This window comes from Rhodococcus sp. MSC1_016 (assembly GCF_023667485.2).
In the GTDB taxonomy this organism is placed as follows: domain Bacteria; phylum Actinomycetota; class Actinomycetes; order Mycobacteriales; family Mycobacteriaceae; genus Rhodococcus_F; species Rhodococcus_F oxybenzonivorans.
The window spans coordinates 2,537,604-2,554,658 of the sequence record NZ_JAMOZI020000001.1 but is presented as its reverse complement, the minus strand read 5'-3'; the positions used below and the strand labels follow the sequence as shown (position 1 = coordinate 2,554,658).

The following is a 17,055-nucleotide window of genomic DNA, read 5'->3' as shown; positions in this document are numbered from 1 at the left end:
GGTGTTCAGGGCCTTGGCACGGCCGGTCGCTCGATTTCGGTGGAGGCCGGGGCACGTTCCGTCGACCGCTACCGGGAGTGCGCGCAGGCCTGACCGTCTCGGGAACCGGTGATCGCATAGGCTCGCAGCATGCAGCGGATCATCGGTGTCGAAGTCGAGTACGGAATCTCCTCGCCCAGCGAGCCGTCGGCCAATCCGATTCTGACCTCGACCCAGGCGGTGCTCGCCTATGCGGCAGCGGCCGGGGTGCCCCGGGCCAAGCGGACGCGATGGGACTACGAGGTGGAGTCGCCCCTGCGCGACGCCCGCGGATTCGACCTCGGCCGGCTCAGCGGTCCGGCACCGGTCATCGACGCCGACGAGGTCGGTGCCGCCAACATGATCCTCACCAACGGCGCGCGCCTGTACGTCGACCACGCCCATCCGGAGTATTCCGCCCCCGAGGTCACCGACCCGCTCGACGCGGTGATCTGGGACAAGGCGGGCGAACGGGTGATGGAAGCCGCCGCCCGGCACGCGTCGAGTGTGCCCGGTGCACCGCGGCTGCAGCTGTACAAGAACAACGTGGACGGCAAGGGCGCCTCCTACGGCACCCACGAGAATTACCTCATGTCGCGGGCTACCCCGTTCTCCGCGGTGATCAACGGCCTCACCCCGTTCTTCGCGTCCCGTCAGGTGATCACCGGGTCCGGGCGGGTGGGCATCGGTCAGTCCGGCGACGAGGCCGGTTTCCAGTTGTCGCAGCGGGCCGACTACATCGAGGTGGAGGTCGGCCTCGAGACGACGCTCAAGCGTGGGATCATCAACACCCGCGACGAACCCCATGCCGATGCGGACAAGTACCGCCGGCTCCACGTCATCATCGGTGACGCCAACCTGGCCGAGATGTCGACGTACCTCAAAGTCGGCACCACCGCCCTGGTTCTCGATCTCATCGAGGCCGGCGTCGATCTCACCGACCTCCAGCTGGCTCGCCCGGTGACCGCCGTGCACCACATCAGTCACGACCCCACCTTGCGGGCCACTGTGGCGTTGGCCGACGGCCGGGAGCTGACCGGGCTTGCCCTGCAGCGGATCTATCACGACCGGGTTGCGAAATTCGTCTCCGCCGAGGGCAACGACGACCCCCGCGTCACCGATCTGCTCGAAAAATGGGCCATGGTGCTCGACCTGCTCGAGCGTGATCCGCTGGAGTGCTCACACCTACTGGACTGGCCGGCGAAGCTGCGTCTCCTGGAGGGTGCGCGCAGCCGGGAGGGCCTCGGATGGGCCGCCCCCAAATTGCACCTGATCGACCTCCAGTACTCCGACGTGCGTCTCGACAAGGGGCTGTACAACCTCCTGGTGTCGCGCGGGTCGATGGAACGGCTCGTCACCGAGCAGCAGGTCCTGGACGCCGTCGATGCACCGCCGATCGACACCCGCGCGTACTTCCGCGGCGAGTGCCTGCGCAAGTTCGGTGCCGACATTGCGGCTGCGAGCTGGGATTCGGTGATCTTCGACCTGGGTGGAGACTCCCTGGTCCGTATCCCGACTCTCGAGCCGCTCCGGGGCAGCAAAGCCCACGTCGGAGCGTTGCTGGAGTCGGCGACCACCGCGAAGGAGCTCGTCGACGAGCTCACGAACTGAGCCCTCCGGTCGGTCACGGTGGGCCCCGCCGGTGAACTCGCCGCCGCGTCGGCACACGTGGGGCGTCGGCGCTCGGTAGGGTGAAGGTCCGAGCGGATGATCAGTCAGACTGCTTGGCAGAACAGGACGCTCGGAAGAAGAGCTCCCTTTACACAAGGAGGTCGGCGGCGATGGCACAGGAGCAGACCAAACGTACTGGTGGCGGCGATGAGGACGACACCCCCGGCGGTGACGGAGCTGCAGGTCAGGAACGTCGTGAAAAGCTGGCAGAAGACACCGACGACCTCCTCGACGAGATCGACGACGTGCTCGAGGAGAATGCCGAGGACTTCGTCCGGGCCTATGTCCAGAAGGGCGGCCAGTGACGGCGGATCGACCGGCACTGCGGATACACAACGGTGACACGAGGCTCAGCTTCGGCTCGAACCTGTCCTCGTTCACCGAGTATCTGCGTGGTCATGCACCAGAATTGCTGCCGGAGAATCGGATCGGCCTTCGCTCGCACTCGACCGCACGGGGTGGTGACGGGATGGACAGCGGTGATCTCGCACCGCACGGAACGACGATCGTGGCGCTCACCTACAAAGGTGGGGTGCTCATCGCCGGTGACCGGCGAGCGACACAGGGAAACCTGATCGCCAGTCGCGACGTGGAAAAGGTGTACATCACCGACGAATACTCGGCTGCCGGAATCGCAGGCACCGCCGGTATCGCGATCGAGTTGGTGCGGCTCTTCGCCGTCGAGCTCGAGCATTACGAGAAGATCGAGGGCGTTCAGCTCACGTTCGACGGCAAGGCGAATCGCCTGGCATCGATGGTGCGCGGCAATCTCGGGGCCGCGATGCAGGGCCTCGCCGTGGTGCCGCTCCTCGTCGGCTACGACCTCGACGCGGACGACGACGCGCGGGCGGGCCGGATCGTGTCCTACGACGTGGTCGGCGGTCGCTACGAGGAACGCTCCGGATACCACGCGGTCGGTTCGGGTTCGTTGTTCGCGAAGTCGTCGCTGAAGAAGCTGTATACGCCGGAGAGTGACGAGGAGACCGCGTTGCGCGCGGCCATCGAGTCGCTGTACGACGCCGCTGACGACGACTCTGCCACCGGCGGGCCGGATGTGACCAGGGGTATCTACCCGACAGCGGTGACGATCACGCAGGCCGGGGCGGTGCACGTGTCCGAAGACACGACGTCGGAGTTGGCGCGGCGCATCGTCGCCGAGCGGACCGAAGAAGGGGGGTCGGCGCGATGACCATGCCGTACTACGCATCAGCCGAGCAGATCATGCGGGATCGCTCGGAGCTGGCGCGCAAGGGCATCGCCCGGGGGCGTAGCGTCGTGGTGCTCACCTTCCACGACGGTGTGTTGTTCGTCGCGGAGAATCCGTCGACCGCCCTGCACAAGGTGAGCGAGCTGTATGACCGCCTCGGGTTCGCGGCGGTGGGGAAATACAACGAGTTCGAGAATTTGCGCCGGGCCGGCATCGTGCACGCCGACATGCGCGGTTACTCCTACGACCGCCGCGATGTGACGGGTCGGTCGCTGGCCAACGCCTATGCGCAGACGCTGGGCACGATCTTCACCGAGCAGCCCAAGCCCTACGAGGTGGAAATCTGCGTCGCCGAGGTGGGGCGGGTGGGAAGTCCCAAGGCGCCGCAGTTGTACCGCATCACCTACGACGGATCCATCGTCGACGAGCAGGACTTCGTGGTGATGGGTGGCACGACGGAACCGATCGCCACTGCCATGCGTGAGTCCTATCGCGCCGATCTGGGCCTCGAGGACGCGGTCGGGGTCGCGGTCAACGCATTGCGGCAGGGCGGTGCGGGCGACGGTGAACGCCGCAACGTCGATGTGTCGGCTCTCGAGGTGGCGGTGCTCGATCAGACCCGTCCCCGGCGCGCGTTCCGGCGGATCGTCGGGAGTGCGCTCGAGGGGCTGCTTCCGGAGCCGCCCGCCGCCCCGTCGGAATCGGCCGCAGAGCCGACTCCGGACAACGGGACGACGTCGACCGAATCTCAGGGCTGAGGGCGGTACACCGCGAGCGCTTCGGGCTCGGCCCGGAAGTCGAAGGTGCGGGCGTCGGCGACTACTTCGCCGTCGGTCGCCAGAGCGACCGGTGATCCGTCGACCTGCACGGTCAGCCTCGGCACCAGCGACCGGACGTACACCGGTGTGGTGCCGAGGGTGCCGGTCGCCGCGGCGAACAGCAGCCGGGATCGTGAGGCGCGGCGGTCTGCCCGCACATATCGCACATCGAGCATTCCGCCGGTGATCGCCGGGCGTGACATCGGAACCTGATCGGCCGGCGAGTACCGGCCGTTTCCGACGAACAGCATCCAGATCAGCACCGGTTCCTCGTCGATGGTGACGGCAAGGGGTGCGGCGGCGGACAGGATCCGGATCATTGCGGCGCAGGCGGCCGGCCATTTCCCGAGCCGCGGCTGCCACTTTTCCCGTAGTCGCACGGCGTCCGGGTATCCACCCAGGCTGGCAGTGTTGAGGAACGGAGCCGGCGCTGCGACGTCGGTGACGACGACGGCCTTGTCGACGTGCCGGGCGCGCCCCTCCTCGACAGCCTCCGCCGTTCCGGCGATGTCGGTGACGCCCGCGTCGCGGGCGAAGTGATTGAGGGTGCCCCCGGGGAAGACCGCCAGCGGCAGCGTGTGGCGGACCGCTGCCGCTGCCACCGCGACCACCGTGCCGTCGCCGCCGCAGACCCCGAGCGCCTGCGGTCGGGTCCCGCCGATCCAGGTGTCGAGCTGCTCGGCGAAATCCTGGTCCATGTCGAGGGTGCGCACCAGTGCACTCGGCAAGGCGGCGCCGATCTCGTCGGTCGGCGCATCGTCGCCGGGTCCGGATCCGGGATTGACCACCACGAGTAGTCCTTCGCCACCGCGTAGTGCGGGAACGTCGGCCGCGGAACCGAGGTCGGCCGGGTCCTCCGAGCGGACCGCCCACCAGCGTCGGGTGCTCGAGGCCACGACACCACCGAACGCGAGCCCGACGAGCACGTCACTCGGCCAGTGGACTCCGTTGTGGACGCGGGAGTAGGCGACTGCCGCCGCGAGCGGTGCCAGCACGGCCCCGGTGACCGGCGACTCGAGGGCGACCCCGGTGGTGAAGGCGGCCGCGGATGCGGCATGCCCGGACGGGAACGACGACGACAGCGGAATGCGCACCCCCCGCAGCACGCTGGCCCATTGCCGGGCGGTGGGCCGCCGCCGAGGGAACAGCGGTTTCAGGATCCCGTTGGCCAGCATGCTGGCCAGGGCGAGGGACAGCAGACCGCGGACACCGCCGCGCCGCGCCCGCCCGCCGACGGCGGTGAGTACTGCTGCGGCTGCCCACCACAGCACCCCTTTGTCGGCGGCACGGCTGAGGAAACGCATCACCCGGTCGGCCTCGGACGGACGTAGATTGGCGCTGCGATCGAACACGAATTCGTCGGCTCTGTGGATCCGGTGTAACGGTGGCTTCACGACCTCAGAGTATGCGTGCGGTGTCGCCGATGGTTTTCTCGCTCCGCCGCGTGATCCGCGTTGTACTGTCGAGGTGTGCAGCGACGAATCATGGGTATTGAGACTGAGTTCGGTGTGACCTGCACCTTCCATGGTCACAGGCGACTGAGCCCCGACGAGGTTGCGCGCTACCTGTTCCGGCGGGTGGTGTCGTGGGGCCGTAGTTCCAACGTGTTCCTCCGGAACGGTGCCCGCCTGTATCTGGATGTCGGCTCGCACCCCGAGTACGCGACGGCGGAGTGCGACAACCTGATCCAGTTGGTCAATCACGACCGGGCGGGGGAGCGGGTTCTCGAGGAACTGCTCATCGACGCGGAGCAGCGGCTCGCCGAAGAAGGCATCGGCGGCGACATCTACCTGTTCAAGAACAACACCGACTCCGCCGGTAACTCGTACGGCTGCCACGAGAACTTCCTGGTGGCGCGGGCCGGGGAGTTCTCCCGGATCTCCGACGTCCTGTTGCCGTTCCTGGTGACGCGGCAGCTGATCTGCGGTGCCGGCAAGGTCCTGCAAACTCCCAAGGCGGCCACTTTCTGCCTGTCGCAGCGGGCGGAGCACATCTGGGAGGGGGTGTCCTCGGCGACTACCCGGTCGCGGCCCATCATCAATACGCGCGACGAACCGCACGCCGACGCCGAGAAGTACCGTCGCCTCCACGTGATCGTCGGTGATTCCAACATGTCGGAGTCGACCACCATGCTGAAGGTGGGAACCGCGGCCCTCGTCCTGGAGATGATCGAGGCCGGGGTCTCGTTCCGCGATTTCGCGCTCGACAACCCGATCCGCGCCATCCGTGAGGTCAGTCATGACGTCACCGGACGTCGCCCGGTGCGGTTGGCCGGCGGCCGGCAGGCCAGTGCACTGGACATTCAGCGCGAGTACCACGCGCGCGCGGTGGAACACCTGCAGAACCGCGAACCCGACGCACAGGTCAGCCAGGTGGTGGATCTGTGGGGCCGGATGCTCGATGCGGTGGAGTCGCAGGACTTCGCCAAGGTGGACACGGAGATCGACTGGGTGATCAAGCGCAAGCTGTTCCAGCGCTACCAGGACCGGGACGGGTTCGAGCTCGCCGACCCGAAGATCGCGCAACTCGACCTGGCGTACCACGACATCAAACGTGGTCGCGGTGTGTTCGACCTGCTCCAGCGCAAGGGGCTGGTGAAGCGGATCACCGAGGACGAGACGATCGAGGCTGCCGTGGACACCCCGCCGCAGACGACCCGCGCGAAGCTGCGCGGTGAGTTCATCACCGCAGCTCAGGAGGCCGGCCGCGACTTCACCGTCGACTGGGTGCACCTCAAGCTCAACGATCAGGCGCAGCGGACCGTCCTGTGCAAGGACCCGTTCCGGTCGGTCGACGAACGGGTGGAGCGGTTGATTGCCTCGATGTAACCGCGCTGCGGGAGTTCGGAACCAACCCACCCACTAGGCTTCCGGGCGTGCCGACATCCAAGATCGAGCGCTTGATGAACCTGGTGATCTGTCTGCTGTCCACCAGGCAGTTCCTCACGGCCGAGAAGATTCGCGAGAGCGTAGCCGGATACGCCGACTCCGCCAGCGACGAGGCCTTCAGTCGCATGTTCGAACGCGACAAGAACGAACTCCGTGACCTCGGTGTGCCCCTCGAGACCGGGCAGGCGTCGCGTTTTTCCACGGTCGAGGGCTACCGCATCAACCGCAACGCGTACGAACTTCCCGACATCGACCTCACCCGGGAGGAATCGGCGGCCGTGGCGGTGGCGGTGCAGTTGTGGGAGTCGCCGGAATTGACCTCGGCAGCACAGGGTGCGTTGCTGAAATTGCGGGCGGCGGGGGTGCAGGTGGATCCCGACTCTGCGGCCACCCCCGTTACCGCCGTCCCGGCACGCACACGAGGGTCGGAACCGGCGCTGGGCAAGCTGCTGGCCGCGATCGATGCCGGTCGTGCGGTGCACTTTCCCCACCGGGGTGCGCTCAACGAGCCGTACACCGAACGCACGGTCGAGCCGTGGGGTGTCGTCACAGCGCACGGTCGCTGGTATCTCGTCGGCCACGACGTCGACCGTGGTGCCGTGCGGACGTTCCGGCTCTCGCGGATCGGTGACGAGGTGACGGCGTTCGGCCCGGCCGGTGTGGTGCACAAGCCGGCCGACGTCGATCTTCGTGCAATCGTGGATCGGGTCACCGGATCGGGTGCGGTCACCGGCACCGCAACGGTGTGGGTGGCCGAGGGGCGCGCCCAGGAGTTGCGGCGGCTGGGCACCACGACCGGGGAACAACAAGTGGCCCAGCGCAGCGGCAGTGTTCTGCAGATTCCGGTGCGGTCGCGGGACTGGATCGCCCGGCTGATCGCCGGACACGGGGCGGATGCATTGGTCCTCGACCCACCGGAACTGCGCGACGACGTGCTGGCCAAGCTGCGGGACGCGGCGGAACAGGGGGCGCGGAGTGAGTAACAGATTGTCGTCGAGACTCTCGCGGCTACTCAATCTGGTGCCGTACTTCATCGCGAATCCGGGAATGAGCGCAGCGGAAGCCGCCGCCGAACTCGGGGTGACGACCACCCAGCTGATGACCGACCTCAATCAATTGTGGGTGTGCGGGTTGCCGGGGTACGGCCCCGGCGACCTGATCGACCTCTCGTTCTCCGAGGAAAGCATCGAGGTGACGTTCTCGGCAGGCATCGACCGTCCGTTGCGGTTGACGTCCACCGAGGCGACCGCGCTGCTGATTGCTCTGCGTTCGCTGGTCGAGATGCCCGGCATGGTCGACCCGTCGGCGGCGCACAGCGCGATCGCGAAGATCGAGGACGCCGCCGGCACGGCCGCGGCGCGTACCCCGGCAACGGTGTCGCCAGGCCGGGAGACTGCCGAGGACGTGGAGGAAGACCCCATCGCCGCAACGGTCCGCGCCGCCCTCCATCATCGCCGTGCACTCGACCTCACCTACTATTCCGCCTCGCGGGACCGGGTGAGTGAACGCACGGTGGATCCGGTCCGCATCGTGCTGGTCGACAACCACAGCTACCTGCAGGCGTGGTGCCGTCAGGCCGAAGGGGTGCGTCTCTTCCGGCTCGACCGCATCGACGCCGCCACCGAACTGGAGGAGCCCTCCACACCGCCGGCGCAGGCGCTGGTGCGGGATTCGAATTTGGAACTGTTCAGTGGCGACCCCTCCCTTCCGCATGCCCGGCTGCACATCACCGCCGAGTGCGTGTGGGTGCTCGACTACTACCCGATGGATGTGCTGGCCGTGGGTGCGGACGGTGCCGTCGAGGCGAGCATGAGCTACGGGGCACTCGAGTGGATGGCGCGGCTCGTCCTCGGCTTCGGTGGTGGCATCACCGTCCTCGAACCGGTCGAGCTCGTCGAGGAGGTGCGGCGCCGCGCGGTCGAGGCCCTCGCGGCGTATGAGGCCGTGGACGTCTGAGTCAGCGTTCGGTGAGGAAACCGACAGTCGAATCGCAGCGTGACTAGCCGGTTTCGACGCGGCTGGTCCGGGGCCGGTCCGGTAGCATCGGGATCACCTGATCTTTTGGAGGTTTCATCATGGGAGCCATGAGCCCCTGGCACTGGGCCATCGTTGCGTTGGTCGTTGTCATCCTTTTCGGTTCCAAGAAGCTGCCCGACGCAGCTCGTGGACTCGGCCGCTCGCTTCGCATCTTCAAGAGCGAGGTCAAGGAGATGCAGAACGACAACAACGCTCCGGCGCCCACCGCGCAGCAGAGCGCACCCGCCGAACTGCCCGTGGCGGATACCACCACCACGCCCGTCACGCCTCCCGCTCCGGTGCAGCCGCAGCACCCCGAGCACAAGTCGGCGTAGTCCGAGCCGTCAAGCAACCGGGGTGACCTCGTCACCCCGGTTGCTTGCTGACCGAGACCGGTTCGCCTGCTGATCAAGACTAGGGCCCATAGTGCGTATTCCGTTCGATCCGCGACACAGCAAGCGGAGGACCAATCCCGACGGCACCATGTCGTTGGTCGATCACCTTTACGAGTTGCGCACGCGACTGCTCCTGTCCGTGCTGGCGATCCTCGTCACTACCGCGGTCGGCTTCTTCTGGTATTCCCATCAGCTTCTCGGCATCGAGAGCCTGGGTGAGCTGCTGCGCGGGCCGTACTGTTCACTGCCCGACTCGAGCCGGGCGGATCTCAGTAGCGACGGCGCGTGCCGGCTGCTCGCCACCGGACCGTTCGAGCAGTTCATGTTGCGGTTCAAGGTGGCTTTCACCGCGGGCATCGTTCTGGCGTGCCCGATCTGGCTGTACGAGCTGTGGGCCTTCATCACGCCCGGCCTGTATGCGAAGGAACGCCGCTACGCCATCGGCTTCGTGGTGTCGGGGGCGCTGCTGTTCGTCGCCGGCGCGGTGCTGGCGTACGTGGTGGTCGCCAAGGCGTTGCACTTCCTGTTGACGATCGGCGACAACGTTCAGATCACGGCGCTCGGTGGTGCCGAGTACTTCGGGTTCATCGTCAATCTCCTGATCATCTTCGGTGTCAGTTTCGAGATTCCGTTGCTCATCGTCGCGCTGAACTTCGTCGGCATCTTGCCGTACGCCAAGCTCAAGGCATGGCGGCGCGGGTTGATCTTCGCCTTGTTCGTCTTCGCCGCGATCGCCACGCCCGGGCAGGACCCGTTCTCGATGCTGGCGCTCGCGCTGGCCCTGACGGTGCTGTTCGAAATCGCCGTGCAGATCGCCCGCCTCAACGACCGAAGGAAGGCGCGGCGCAGCGAGCAGGAATGGGGGGCGCTGGACGACGACGAAGCGTCGCCGATCGCCGCCCCGAAGGATCTGGACGAGGCCTTCGACGCCGCGCCGACCCCGGTTCCCGAGCCCGCCGGCCGCTTCCGGCGTGGCCGCAAATCCGGCCGGTCCGGTTCAGCGATCCAGAGTGACGGCGCCACCACGACCGGCCCCAACACACCGGGTCAGGACTTTTCCGACACCCTGTGACAATCTGACGGGGTGGCTGTAACAACAGGCGAGGCAACCGGCGGCACCGAGCTCGACGTGTTCTCGGCGCTGCTCGGTTTCGTCCTCGACCCCTTCCAGATCAATGCCTGCCGCGCGCTCGAGGCCGGGCACGGTGTCCTCGTGTGCGCACCGACCGGTGCAGGCAAGACGGTGGTCGGTGAGTTCGCCGTGCACCTGGCCCTCGCGTCGGGGCGCAAATGCTTCTACACCACGCCCATCAAGGCGCTGAGCAACCAGAAGTACGCCGAGTTGGTGCGCAGGTACGGCAAGAATTCGGTGGGTTTGCTGACCGGCGATTCGAGCATCAACTCCGACGCCCCCGTGGTGGTGATGACCACCGAGGTCCTGCGCAACATGCTGTACGCCGACTCGCCGGCGTTGCGCGGTCTGTCCCACGTGGTGATGGACGAGGTGCACTTTTTGGCGGATCGGTTCCGCGGCGCGGTGTGGGAAGAGGTGATCCTGCACCTGTCCGAGGACGTGCGGCTGGTCAGCCTGTCGGCGACGGTCAGCAACGCCGAGGAATTCGGTGCCTGGATGGAAACCGTCCGGGGTGACACCACCGTGGTCGTCGACGAAACCCGCCCGATCCCGCTGTGGCAGCACATCATGGTCGGCCGTCGACTGTTCGACCTCTTCGACACCCGGGCCCGCACCACGGACGGCCGCCACGACCTGGTGGTCGACCAGGACCTGGTCCGGCACGTCAAACAGCGGCAGGCACTCGACCGGGTCGACCCTTGGGAGTCCCGTGAACGTGGGCGCCGAGGAGGCCGCGGTGGGGTTCCGAGCGACTTCCGCCCGCTGCCCCGTCCGGAGGTCATTGCCCGCCTCGACGACGAGGGACTGCTCCCGGCCATCACTTTCATCTTCAGCAGGGCCGGCTGCGACGCCGCCCTGGCGCAGTGCCTGCGGTCGCGGCTCGACCTGACGAGTGCCGAGCAGGTAGCCGAGATCCGCACGATCATCGACGCCCACACCGGTGACCTACCGAAGGCGGATCTCGAAGTGCTCGGCTACTGGGAGTGGCGGAAGGCGCTCGAGCGGGGACTCGCCGCGCACCACGCCGGCATGCTGCCCGCGTTCCGTCAGACCGTCGAGGAGTTGTTCGTCAAAGGTCTGGTCCGCGCGGTCTTCGCCACGGAGACATTGGCGCTCGGCATCAACATGCCCGCCCGCACGGTGGTCCTGGAACGGCTCGTGAAGTACAACGGCGAAGCGCACGCCGAATTGACGCCGGGGGAGTACACCCAGCTCACCGGCCGCGCCGGTCGCCGCGGCATCGACGTCGAGGGGCACGCGGTGGTGCTGTGGCAGCCCGGGGTGGAGCCGGTGGACGTCGCGGGCCTCGCCTCCACCCGTACCTTCCCGCTACGCAGTTCGTTCCGTCCCGGCTACAACATGACGATCAACCTGATCGACCGGATGGGTGCTGCCGAATCGCGGGCCCTGTTGGAGAGGTCGTTCGCTCAGTTCCAGGCCGACCGTTCCGTGGTCGGGCTGACGCGGGGTATCGAACGCAACGAGGCGGCGATGGCCACCCTGCGGGAGCGGCTCGGCGGCGAAGACGGCGAGTACTTCGAATACGCGCGGCTGCGGGAAGAACTGAGCAGCAGGGAGCGGGCCCTCGAGCGACAGGGCCGCAGCGAGCGCCGCGACGCCGCCGTCGAGTCCCTCACCTCGTTGCGGCGCGGTGACGTGATCGCGATTCCGGTGGGCAGGCATTCGGGTCTGGCCGTCGTCCTGGAACCCGACCGGGATCCGACCGATCCGAAGCCGCTGATTTTGACGGAAGGGAAGTGGGCGGGCCGGGTGTCGGCCGGCGACTTCCCCGAGCCCGCGCGGTCGCTGGGCTCGATGCGGATGCCTCGCCGAGTCGACCATCACACCGCCCGGGTTCGCCGCGATCTGGCTTCGGCGTTGCGCAGCACCGGCATTGTCGTGCCGGGACGCCGCAAGAAGAAGAAAGCGGGCGCCGCCGACGACGCGGAGATCGCGCGGCTGCGGCGGGCGATCCGTCAGCATCCCTGCCACTCCTGGCCCGACCGTGAACAGTTGAGCCGGATCGGTGAGCGGTACAACCGGCTGGCCCGCGAGACCGAGACCATGCGGCAGAAGGTGGCCGCCACGACCAACTCGTTGGCCCGCACCTTCGACCGCATCCTGGCGCTGCTGACCGAACGTGGGTATGTCACTGCGGGTGAGCATCCGGAGGCCACCGAGGACGGCGCCCGACTGAGCCGAATCTACTCGGAGAGTGACCTTCTCGTCGCCGAGTGCCTACGCCAGGGTGTGTGGAAGGGGCTGGGTCCCGCCGAGCTCGCCGCCGTCGTCTCGTCCGTGGTCTTCGAATCGCGGCGCGAAGGCGACACCATCGAACAGGGTGGGCCCGGGGCGTTGCGGTACGCGCTCGACGAGACGGTGCGGGTGTGGCGGGATCTGCGGGCCGAGGAGATCCGGTACAAACTGCCGCCGACGCGTGAACCCGATTTGGGGTTCGCCTCGGCCATTTTCCAATGGGCGAGCGAGAATTCGTTGGTCGACGCGTTGATCGCCGCCGGCGATCAGGGACGTGCTCTCTCGGCGGGTGACTTCGTCCGCTGGTGCCGACAGGTGATCGATCTGCTCGAGCAGGTCCGCTCGACGTCACCGGACCCCGGGGTGAGCAGGGCGGCCGGCCGCGCGGTGTCCGCGATACGTCGTGGTGTCGTCGCGGTGGATGCAGCGTGACCCGGCGACTGTGTGGTTCGATTCGCACGCCGTCCGACGACCCGAATGCGGGTGCGGGGCGCTACGGTATGACGACAAGTGACACGTGAGCGGGAGGCGACGATGAGCGGCCCTTACGGACCGAACGACCCGAACGGACAGTGGGGCCCGGGTCAGGGTAACCCTGACCAGACCGGCGGCCAGTACGGGTCGCCCCAGTACGGTCAGCAACCACCCGCCCAGCCGTGGGGACAACCGGCACCCGGGGGTCAGCCGGGGCAACCGCAGTGGGGTCAGCAACCGCAGCAGCCCGGCCAACCCCAGCAGCCCGGCCAACCGCAGTGGGGTCAACAGCCGCAACCCGGCCAGCTCGGTCAACCGGGTCAGCAGCAATGGGGTCAACAGCCCGGCCAACCCCAGTGGGGTCAGCAGCCCGGGCAACCTCAGCAGTGGGGACAGGCACCCGGTCAGCAGCAGTGGGGTCAGCCGCCGGCGTCGTCCGGCAAGTCGAAGGTGCCGTGGATCATCGGCGGTGTGGTGGCGCTGCTGGTGGTCGTGGGCGTGGCACTGGCCCTCGCGTTCACCGTGTTCGGCACCGACACCCTCGACCAGAAGGCCGCCGAGGAGGGTGTCGAGCGCATCGTCACCGAATCGTACGGTGCCGAGAACGTGTCCGGCGTGTCCTGCCCGGCTGACCAGGAAGTGAAGGAGGGCAACAGCTTCGAGTGCACACTCACAGTCGATGGTGAGAAGAAGCAAGTCACCCTGACCTTCACCGACGACAAGGGCACCTACGAGGTCAGCCGTCCCAGTTAGATCCGGTAATCCGCCGCGGTCGGTTCCTACGGGACCTGCGCGGCGGCCACCGACTGCATCGCCGCCGTGAGGCGGGCAACGGAACTGCCGATTCCGAGTTCTTCCGCCAGTCCGCCGAGCCGGTCCGCATCGACCGGTTCGGCGGGCAACGTGTCTTCACGGGACAACACGACGTCGGCGTCGCGTACCACCCGTACCACCGGCAGGGCGGCGTCGAGATAGTCCGCGGCCGCAGCGAATTTCGCGCGCGCCCCCTTCGCCATGTCCGATTCCGGATCGAGTGCGGCGGCCCGCAGATTCGCGAGCGATCCGTACTGCATGATCAGGCTCGATGCGGTCTTCTCGCCGATGCCCTTCACCCCGGGCAACCCGTCCGAGGAGTCGCCGCGCAGCAGGGCGAGTTCGGCGTAGGCGTCGCCGGCCCGGTCCGCCGGCACCCCGTATTTGGCGGCCACCTCCGCCGGACCCAGAAGTTCGGCCTTCGCCAGGCCGCGCACCACGTACAGGACGCGGACCGGCACCGGTTCGTCGGCCACCACCTGCAGGAGGTCGCGGTCGCCGCTGACCACGATGGTCGGGTCGCGGGTCTCGGTGGCGGCGAGGGTGCCGAGCACGTCGTCCGCCTCGAGACCCTCGGCGCCGGCCGTTGCGATCCCGGCGGCGGCGAGGACGTCGAGGATCATCGGCACTTGAGGGGACAGGGTGTCGGGCACCTCTTCCTCGGCCCCATCGCTCTCCGCGGCGACCCGGTGCGCCTTGTAGGTGGGCACTGCGGCCACCCGGAACGCCGGCCGCCAATCGAGATCGAGGCACACGGCGAGCCGGGCGGGCCGGTGGGTGGTGATCAGCGCGGCCATCATGTCGGTGAATCCGCGTACGGCGTTGACCGGTCGGCCGTCCGGGGACGTGATGGAATCGGGCAGCGCGTAGTAGGCGCGAAACCACAGGCTGGCACCGTCGAGGAGAAGCAGGGGCTTACTCATGGCTCACATACTGCCAAACGGCATTAACCTGAGCGCATGAGTTCCCTCGGAGCGTCCACGTCCCGCTTCCCCGCAGCCAGTTACGCCGACCGGATTGCCCGGGCCGGCGCGCTCGCCCGCGAGTCCGGACTCGACGGCCTGCTCATTACACCCGGCCCCGACCTGCGGTATCTGCTCGGTTCCCGCGCCGAATCCTTCGAAAGGCTCACCTGCCTGGTGATTCCGGCGAACGGTGAGACCGCCTCGGTGGTCGTGCCGCGCCTCGAATTGGCATCGCTCACCGAGTCGGCGGCGTCCGAACTCGGCGTGAGGGTGCTCGACTGGGTCGACGGGGTCGACCCGTATGCCCTGGTCGCCGGAGCGCTTCCGGCGCCGGCGCGAACCGCCGTCACCGACGCCATGCCGGCGTTGCATCTGCTGCCCCTGGCCCAGGAGCTCGGCGCGCTGCCCGTTCTCGCAACCGGGGTGCTGCGCGAGTTGCGGATGGTCAAGGACGAGGCCGAGATCGACGCCCTTCGCCGGGCAGGTCGGGCGATCGACCGGGTGCATGCCCGGATGGGCGAGTTCTTGACGGTAGGCCGCACCGAAGCCGAGGTCGCCGCGGACATCACCGCCGCCATACTCGACGAGGGGCACACGGAAGCCGCCTTCGTGATCGTCGGATCGGGCCCGCACGGCGCCGATCCCCATCACGAGGTGTCGGACCGGGTAATCGAATCGGGTGACGTGGTGGTCATCGACATCGGCGGCCCCGTGGACCCGGGGTACAACTCCGACTCCACCCGCACCTACTGCATGGGCGAACCGGATCCGGGTGTGGCGGCCCGGGTGGCCGTCCTCGAGGCGGCGCAGGCGGCGGCCGTCGACCTCGTTCGTCCGGGGGTGGCGGCGGAGGCCGTCGATGCGGCCGCGCGGGACCTGCTGGCGGCGGAGGGCCTGGCCGACGCCTTCGTCCACCGCACCGGTCATGGCATCGGTCTTTCCGTACACGAGGAGCCGTACATCGTGTCCGGCAACGCGATCGAGCTGACGGAGGGGATGGCGTTCAGTGTGGAACCGGGAATCTACTTCCCCGGGCAGTGGGGGGCTCGCATCGAGGACATCGTCGTCGTCACCGCCGACGGCTGCGAATCCCTCAACACCCGGCCGCACGGGTTGACGGTCCTTCCCGGCTGATCCGGCTCGGCCGATCCGGACGTGCGGCAGGGCCTGCCGCCACGGGTAGTAACATCTACCCTTTGTTCGCGACCGCACTCGCCGCCGCCCGTCGGCGGCGGGTCGGGATCACAGATCAATCGAAGGTGTCATGGAGAGCGTCGCCCCGAAGGTAACCGTCGTCGTACCGACGTACAACGAACGCGACAACCTGCCCAAGCTCGTCGAATTTCTCGACGCGTTGCAGATCGCGAACATGCACGTGCTCGTGGTCGACGACAACTCGCCGGACGGCACCGGTGACGTCGCCGAAAAGCTCGCGATCGACGCGCCCATCCCGGTGGGCGTCCTGCACCGCACCGTCAAGGACGGGCTCGGGCGCGCCTACGTGGCCGGGATGACACGGGCGCTCGACGAGGGCGCCGACATCGTCATTCAGATGGACGCCGACCTGTCGCACCCCGCCGAGGCGATCCCGCGGATGGTCGAGACGCTGACGCAGACGGATGCCGCGGTGGTGCTCGGTTCTCGCTACGTGGCCGGCGGTGCGGTTGCCAGCGACTGGCCCTGGCACCGTAAAGCGCTGTCGGCGTGGGCCAATTTCTACGTCAACGCGATTCTGCGGCTGCGGGTGAAGGATGCCACCGCCGGGTTCAAGGCCTGGCACGCCGACACTCTGCGGGCGATCGACGTTCACGGGGTGCAGAGCAACGGCTACGCCTTCCAGGTCGAGATGAACTACCGGACCGTGCAGCGCGGCATGCGCATCGCCGAGGTGCCCATCCGTTTCGAGGAGCGCACCGATGGTGTGTCGAAGATGAGCCTGGGTGTGCAGATGGAGTCGGCGCTGGTGCCGTGGAAACTGCGGTTCAGTGGCCGCGCAGCGAAGCGGAACCGAGCACGCGGCTGACCGCGATCTCGACCACCACCCGGGTCGGATTCTCGCGCGGCTGCCGGTAGCGGGCCGCGTACCGCGCGACCGCATCCGCCACCGCCTCCGGGTCGGTGAGCACCCGGGACGGCCCCTCGAGGGTCATCCACCGCGGGCCGTCGACCTGGCTCACTGCGGCATACCCGCCACGGTCGGCGTTAAGCGCCTTTTGTGACGAACCGTTGGTGATCACCCGTGCGATGCCGTGCTCCTGATCCCAGGTGAAGCCGACGGCCACCACATGGGGGGTGCCGTTCTTGCGCAGTGTGGTGAGGGTGCCGAGGTGATATTCACCGAGGAAGGTGAGCGCTGAATCGGTGAGGCGAATCGGTGCCTGGGGGGTGCGGTCCATGAC

General features: G+C 67.8%; 16 protein-coding genes. 13 read left to right on the top strand and 3 right to left on the bottom strand.

Annotated elements, in window-relative coordinates; translation table 11 throughout:
- Window positions 1–129: 129 nt before the first annotated feature.
- The 4 genes from dop (at window position 130) to prcA (ending at window position 3,654) form a co-directional block, all read left to right on the top strand.
- Window positions 130–1,629, top strand: a complete 1,500-nt coding sequence (gene dop, locus L1080_RS11770; RefSeq protein WP_159922029.1) for a depupylase/deamidase Dop — start codon at window positions 130–132, stop codon at window positions 1,627–1,629.
- A 170-nt stretch (window positions 1,630–1,799) separates the two neighbouring features.
- Window positions 1,800–1,994 carry a ubiquitin-like protein Pup gene (locus L1080_RS11765; protein ID WP_005242990.1) on the top strand — a complete coding sequence of 65 codons (195 nt, stop codon included), beginning with the start codon at window positions 1,800–1,802 and terminating at the stop codon, window positions 1,992–1,994.
- Window positions 1,991–2,878 (top strand): proteasome subunit beta, encoded by an 888-nt coding sequence (gene prcB / locus L1080_RS11760; protein WP_159922031.1) that lies wholly within the window; start codon window positions 1,991–1,993, stop codon window positions 2,876–2,878. The genes L1080_RS11765 and prcB overlap by 4 nt, the downstream gene beginning before the upstream one ends.
- Complete coding sequence (gene prcA / locus L1080_RS11755) at window positions 2,875–3,654, top strand: proteasome subunit alpha (protein WP_109329571.1); 780 nt, start codon at window positions 2,875–2,877, stop codon at window positions 3,652–3,654. Before prcB ends, prcA begins: the two co-directional genes overlap by 4 nt.
- On the opposite strand, the gene L1080_RS11750 is transcribed toward prcA, so the two are convergent.
- Complete coding sequence (locus L1080_RS11750; protein ID WP_284707626.1) at window positions 3,645–5,018, bottom strand: bifunctional phosphatase PAP2/diacylglycerol kinase family protein; 1,374 nt, start codon at window positions 5,016–5,018, stop codon at window positions 3,645–3,647. The genes prcA and L1080_RS11750 overlap by 10 nt on opposite strands.
- A gap of 165 nt (window positions 5,019–5,183) precedes the next feature.
- Between L1080_RS11750 and pafA the strand changes: the two genes are divergently transcribed.
- The 7 genes from pafA (at window position 5,184) to L1080_RS11715 (ending at window position 13,631) form a co-directional block, all read left to right on the top strand.
- Window positions 5,184–6,542: a Pup--protein ligase gene (gene pafA / locus L1080_RS11745; protein WP_201453571.1), complete on the top strand. Its 1,359-nt coding sequence runs from the start codon at window positions 5,184–5,186 to the stop codon at window positions 6,540–6,542.
- A 47-nt stretch (window positions 6,543–6,589) separates the two neighbouring features.
- The gene (locus tag L1080_RS11740) at window positions 6,590–7,585 is read left to right on the top strand and encodes a helix-turn-helix transcriptional regulator (protein ID WP_201453572.1); all 996 of its coding nucleotides are present in this window, start codon (window positions 6,590–6,592) and stop codon (window positions 7,583–7,585) included.
- A complete protein-coding gene (locus L1080_RS11735; RefSeq protein ID WP_159922035.1) occupies window positions 7,578–8,558 on the top strand; it encodes a helix-turn-helix transcriptional regulator in 981 nt (326 codons plus the stop codon). The genes L1080_RS11740 and L1080_RS11735 overlap by 8 nt, the downstream gene beginning before the upstream one ends.
- 119 nt (window positions 8,559–8,677) lie before the next feature.
- Window positions 8,678–8,953, top strand: a complete 276-nt coding sequence (tatA, locus tag L1080_RS11730) for a Sec-independent protein translocase subunit TatA (RefSeq protein ID WP_159922037.1) — start codon at window positions 8,678–8,680, stop codon at window positions 8,951–8,953.
- Between the two features lie 91 nt (window positions 8,954–9,044).
- Window positions 9,045–10,085: a twin-arginine translocase subunit TatC gene (gene tatC / locus L1080_RS11725; protein ID WP_159922039.1), complete on the top strand. Its 1,041-nt coding sequence runs from the start codon at window positions 9,045–9,047 to the stop codon at window positions 10,083–10,085.
- Window positions 10,086–10,097: 12 nt separating this feature from the next.
- On the top strand, window positions 10,098–12,836 hold the full coding sequence (locus L1080_RS11720) for a DEAD/DEAH box helicase (protein WP_250768467.1): 2,739 nt from the start codon (window positions 10,098–10,100) through the stop codon (window positions 12,834–12,836).
- Window positions 12,837–12,938: 102 nt separating this feature from the next.
- A complete protein-coding gene (locus tag L1080_RS11715) occupies window positions 12,939–13,631 on the top strand; it encodes a DUF4333 domain-containing protein (protein ID WP_159922043.1) in 693 nt (230 codons plus the stop codon).
- A gap of 26 nt (window positions 13,632–13,657) precedes the next feature.
- Here L1080_RS11715 and L1080_RS11710 read toward each other — a convergent pair whose 3' ends face one another.
- A complete protein-coding gene (locus L1080_RS11710; protein WP_250768465.1) occupies window positions 13,658–14,614 on the bottom strand; it encodes a 5'-3' exonuclease in 957 nt (318 codons plus the stop codon).
- A gap of 36 nt (window positions 14,615–14,650) precedes the next feature.
- Here L1080_RS11710 and L1080_RS11705 point away from each other — a divergent pair, with 36 nt between their 5' ends.
- Both L1080_RS11705 and L1080_RS11700 read left to right on the top strand, forming a co-directional pair.
- Window positions 14,651–15,790, top strand: coding sequence for a M24 family metallopeptidase (locus tag L1080_RS11705; RefSeq protein ID WP_159922047.1), 1,140 nt, complete (start codon window positions 14,651–14,653; stop codon window positions 15,788–15,790).
- Between the two features lie 130 nt (window positions 15,791–15,920).
- A complete protein-coding gene (locus L1080_RS11700) occupies window positions 15,921–16,679 on the top strand; it encodes a polyprenol monophosphomannose synthase (RefSeq protein WP_159922049.1) in 759 nt (252 codons plus the stop codon).
- Here L1080_RS11700 and L1080_RS11695 read toward each other — a convergent pair.
- Entirely contained in the window at window positions 16,639–17,052 is a 414-nt protein-coding gene (locus L1080_RS11695; RefSeq protein WP_159922051.1) for a TIGR03618 family F420-dependent PPOX class oxidoreductase, read from the bottom strand. The genes L1080_RS11700 and L1080_RS11695 overlap by 41 nt on opposite strands.
- Between the last annotated feature and the right edge of the window lie 3 nt (window positions 17,053–17,055).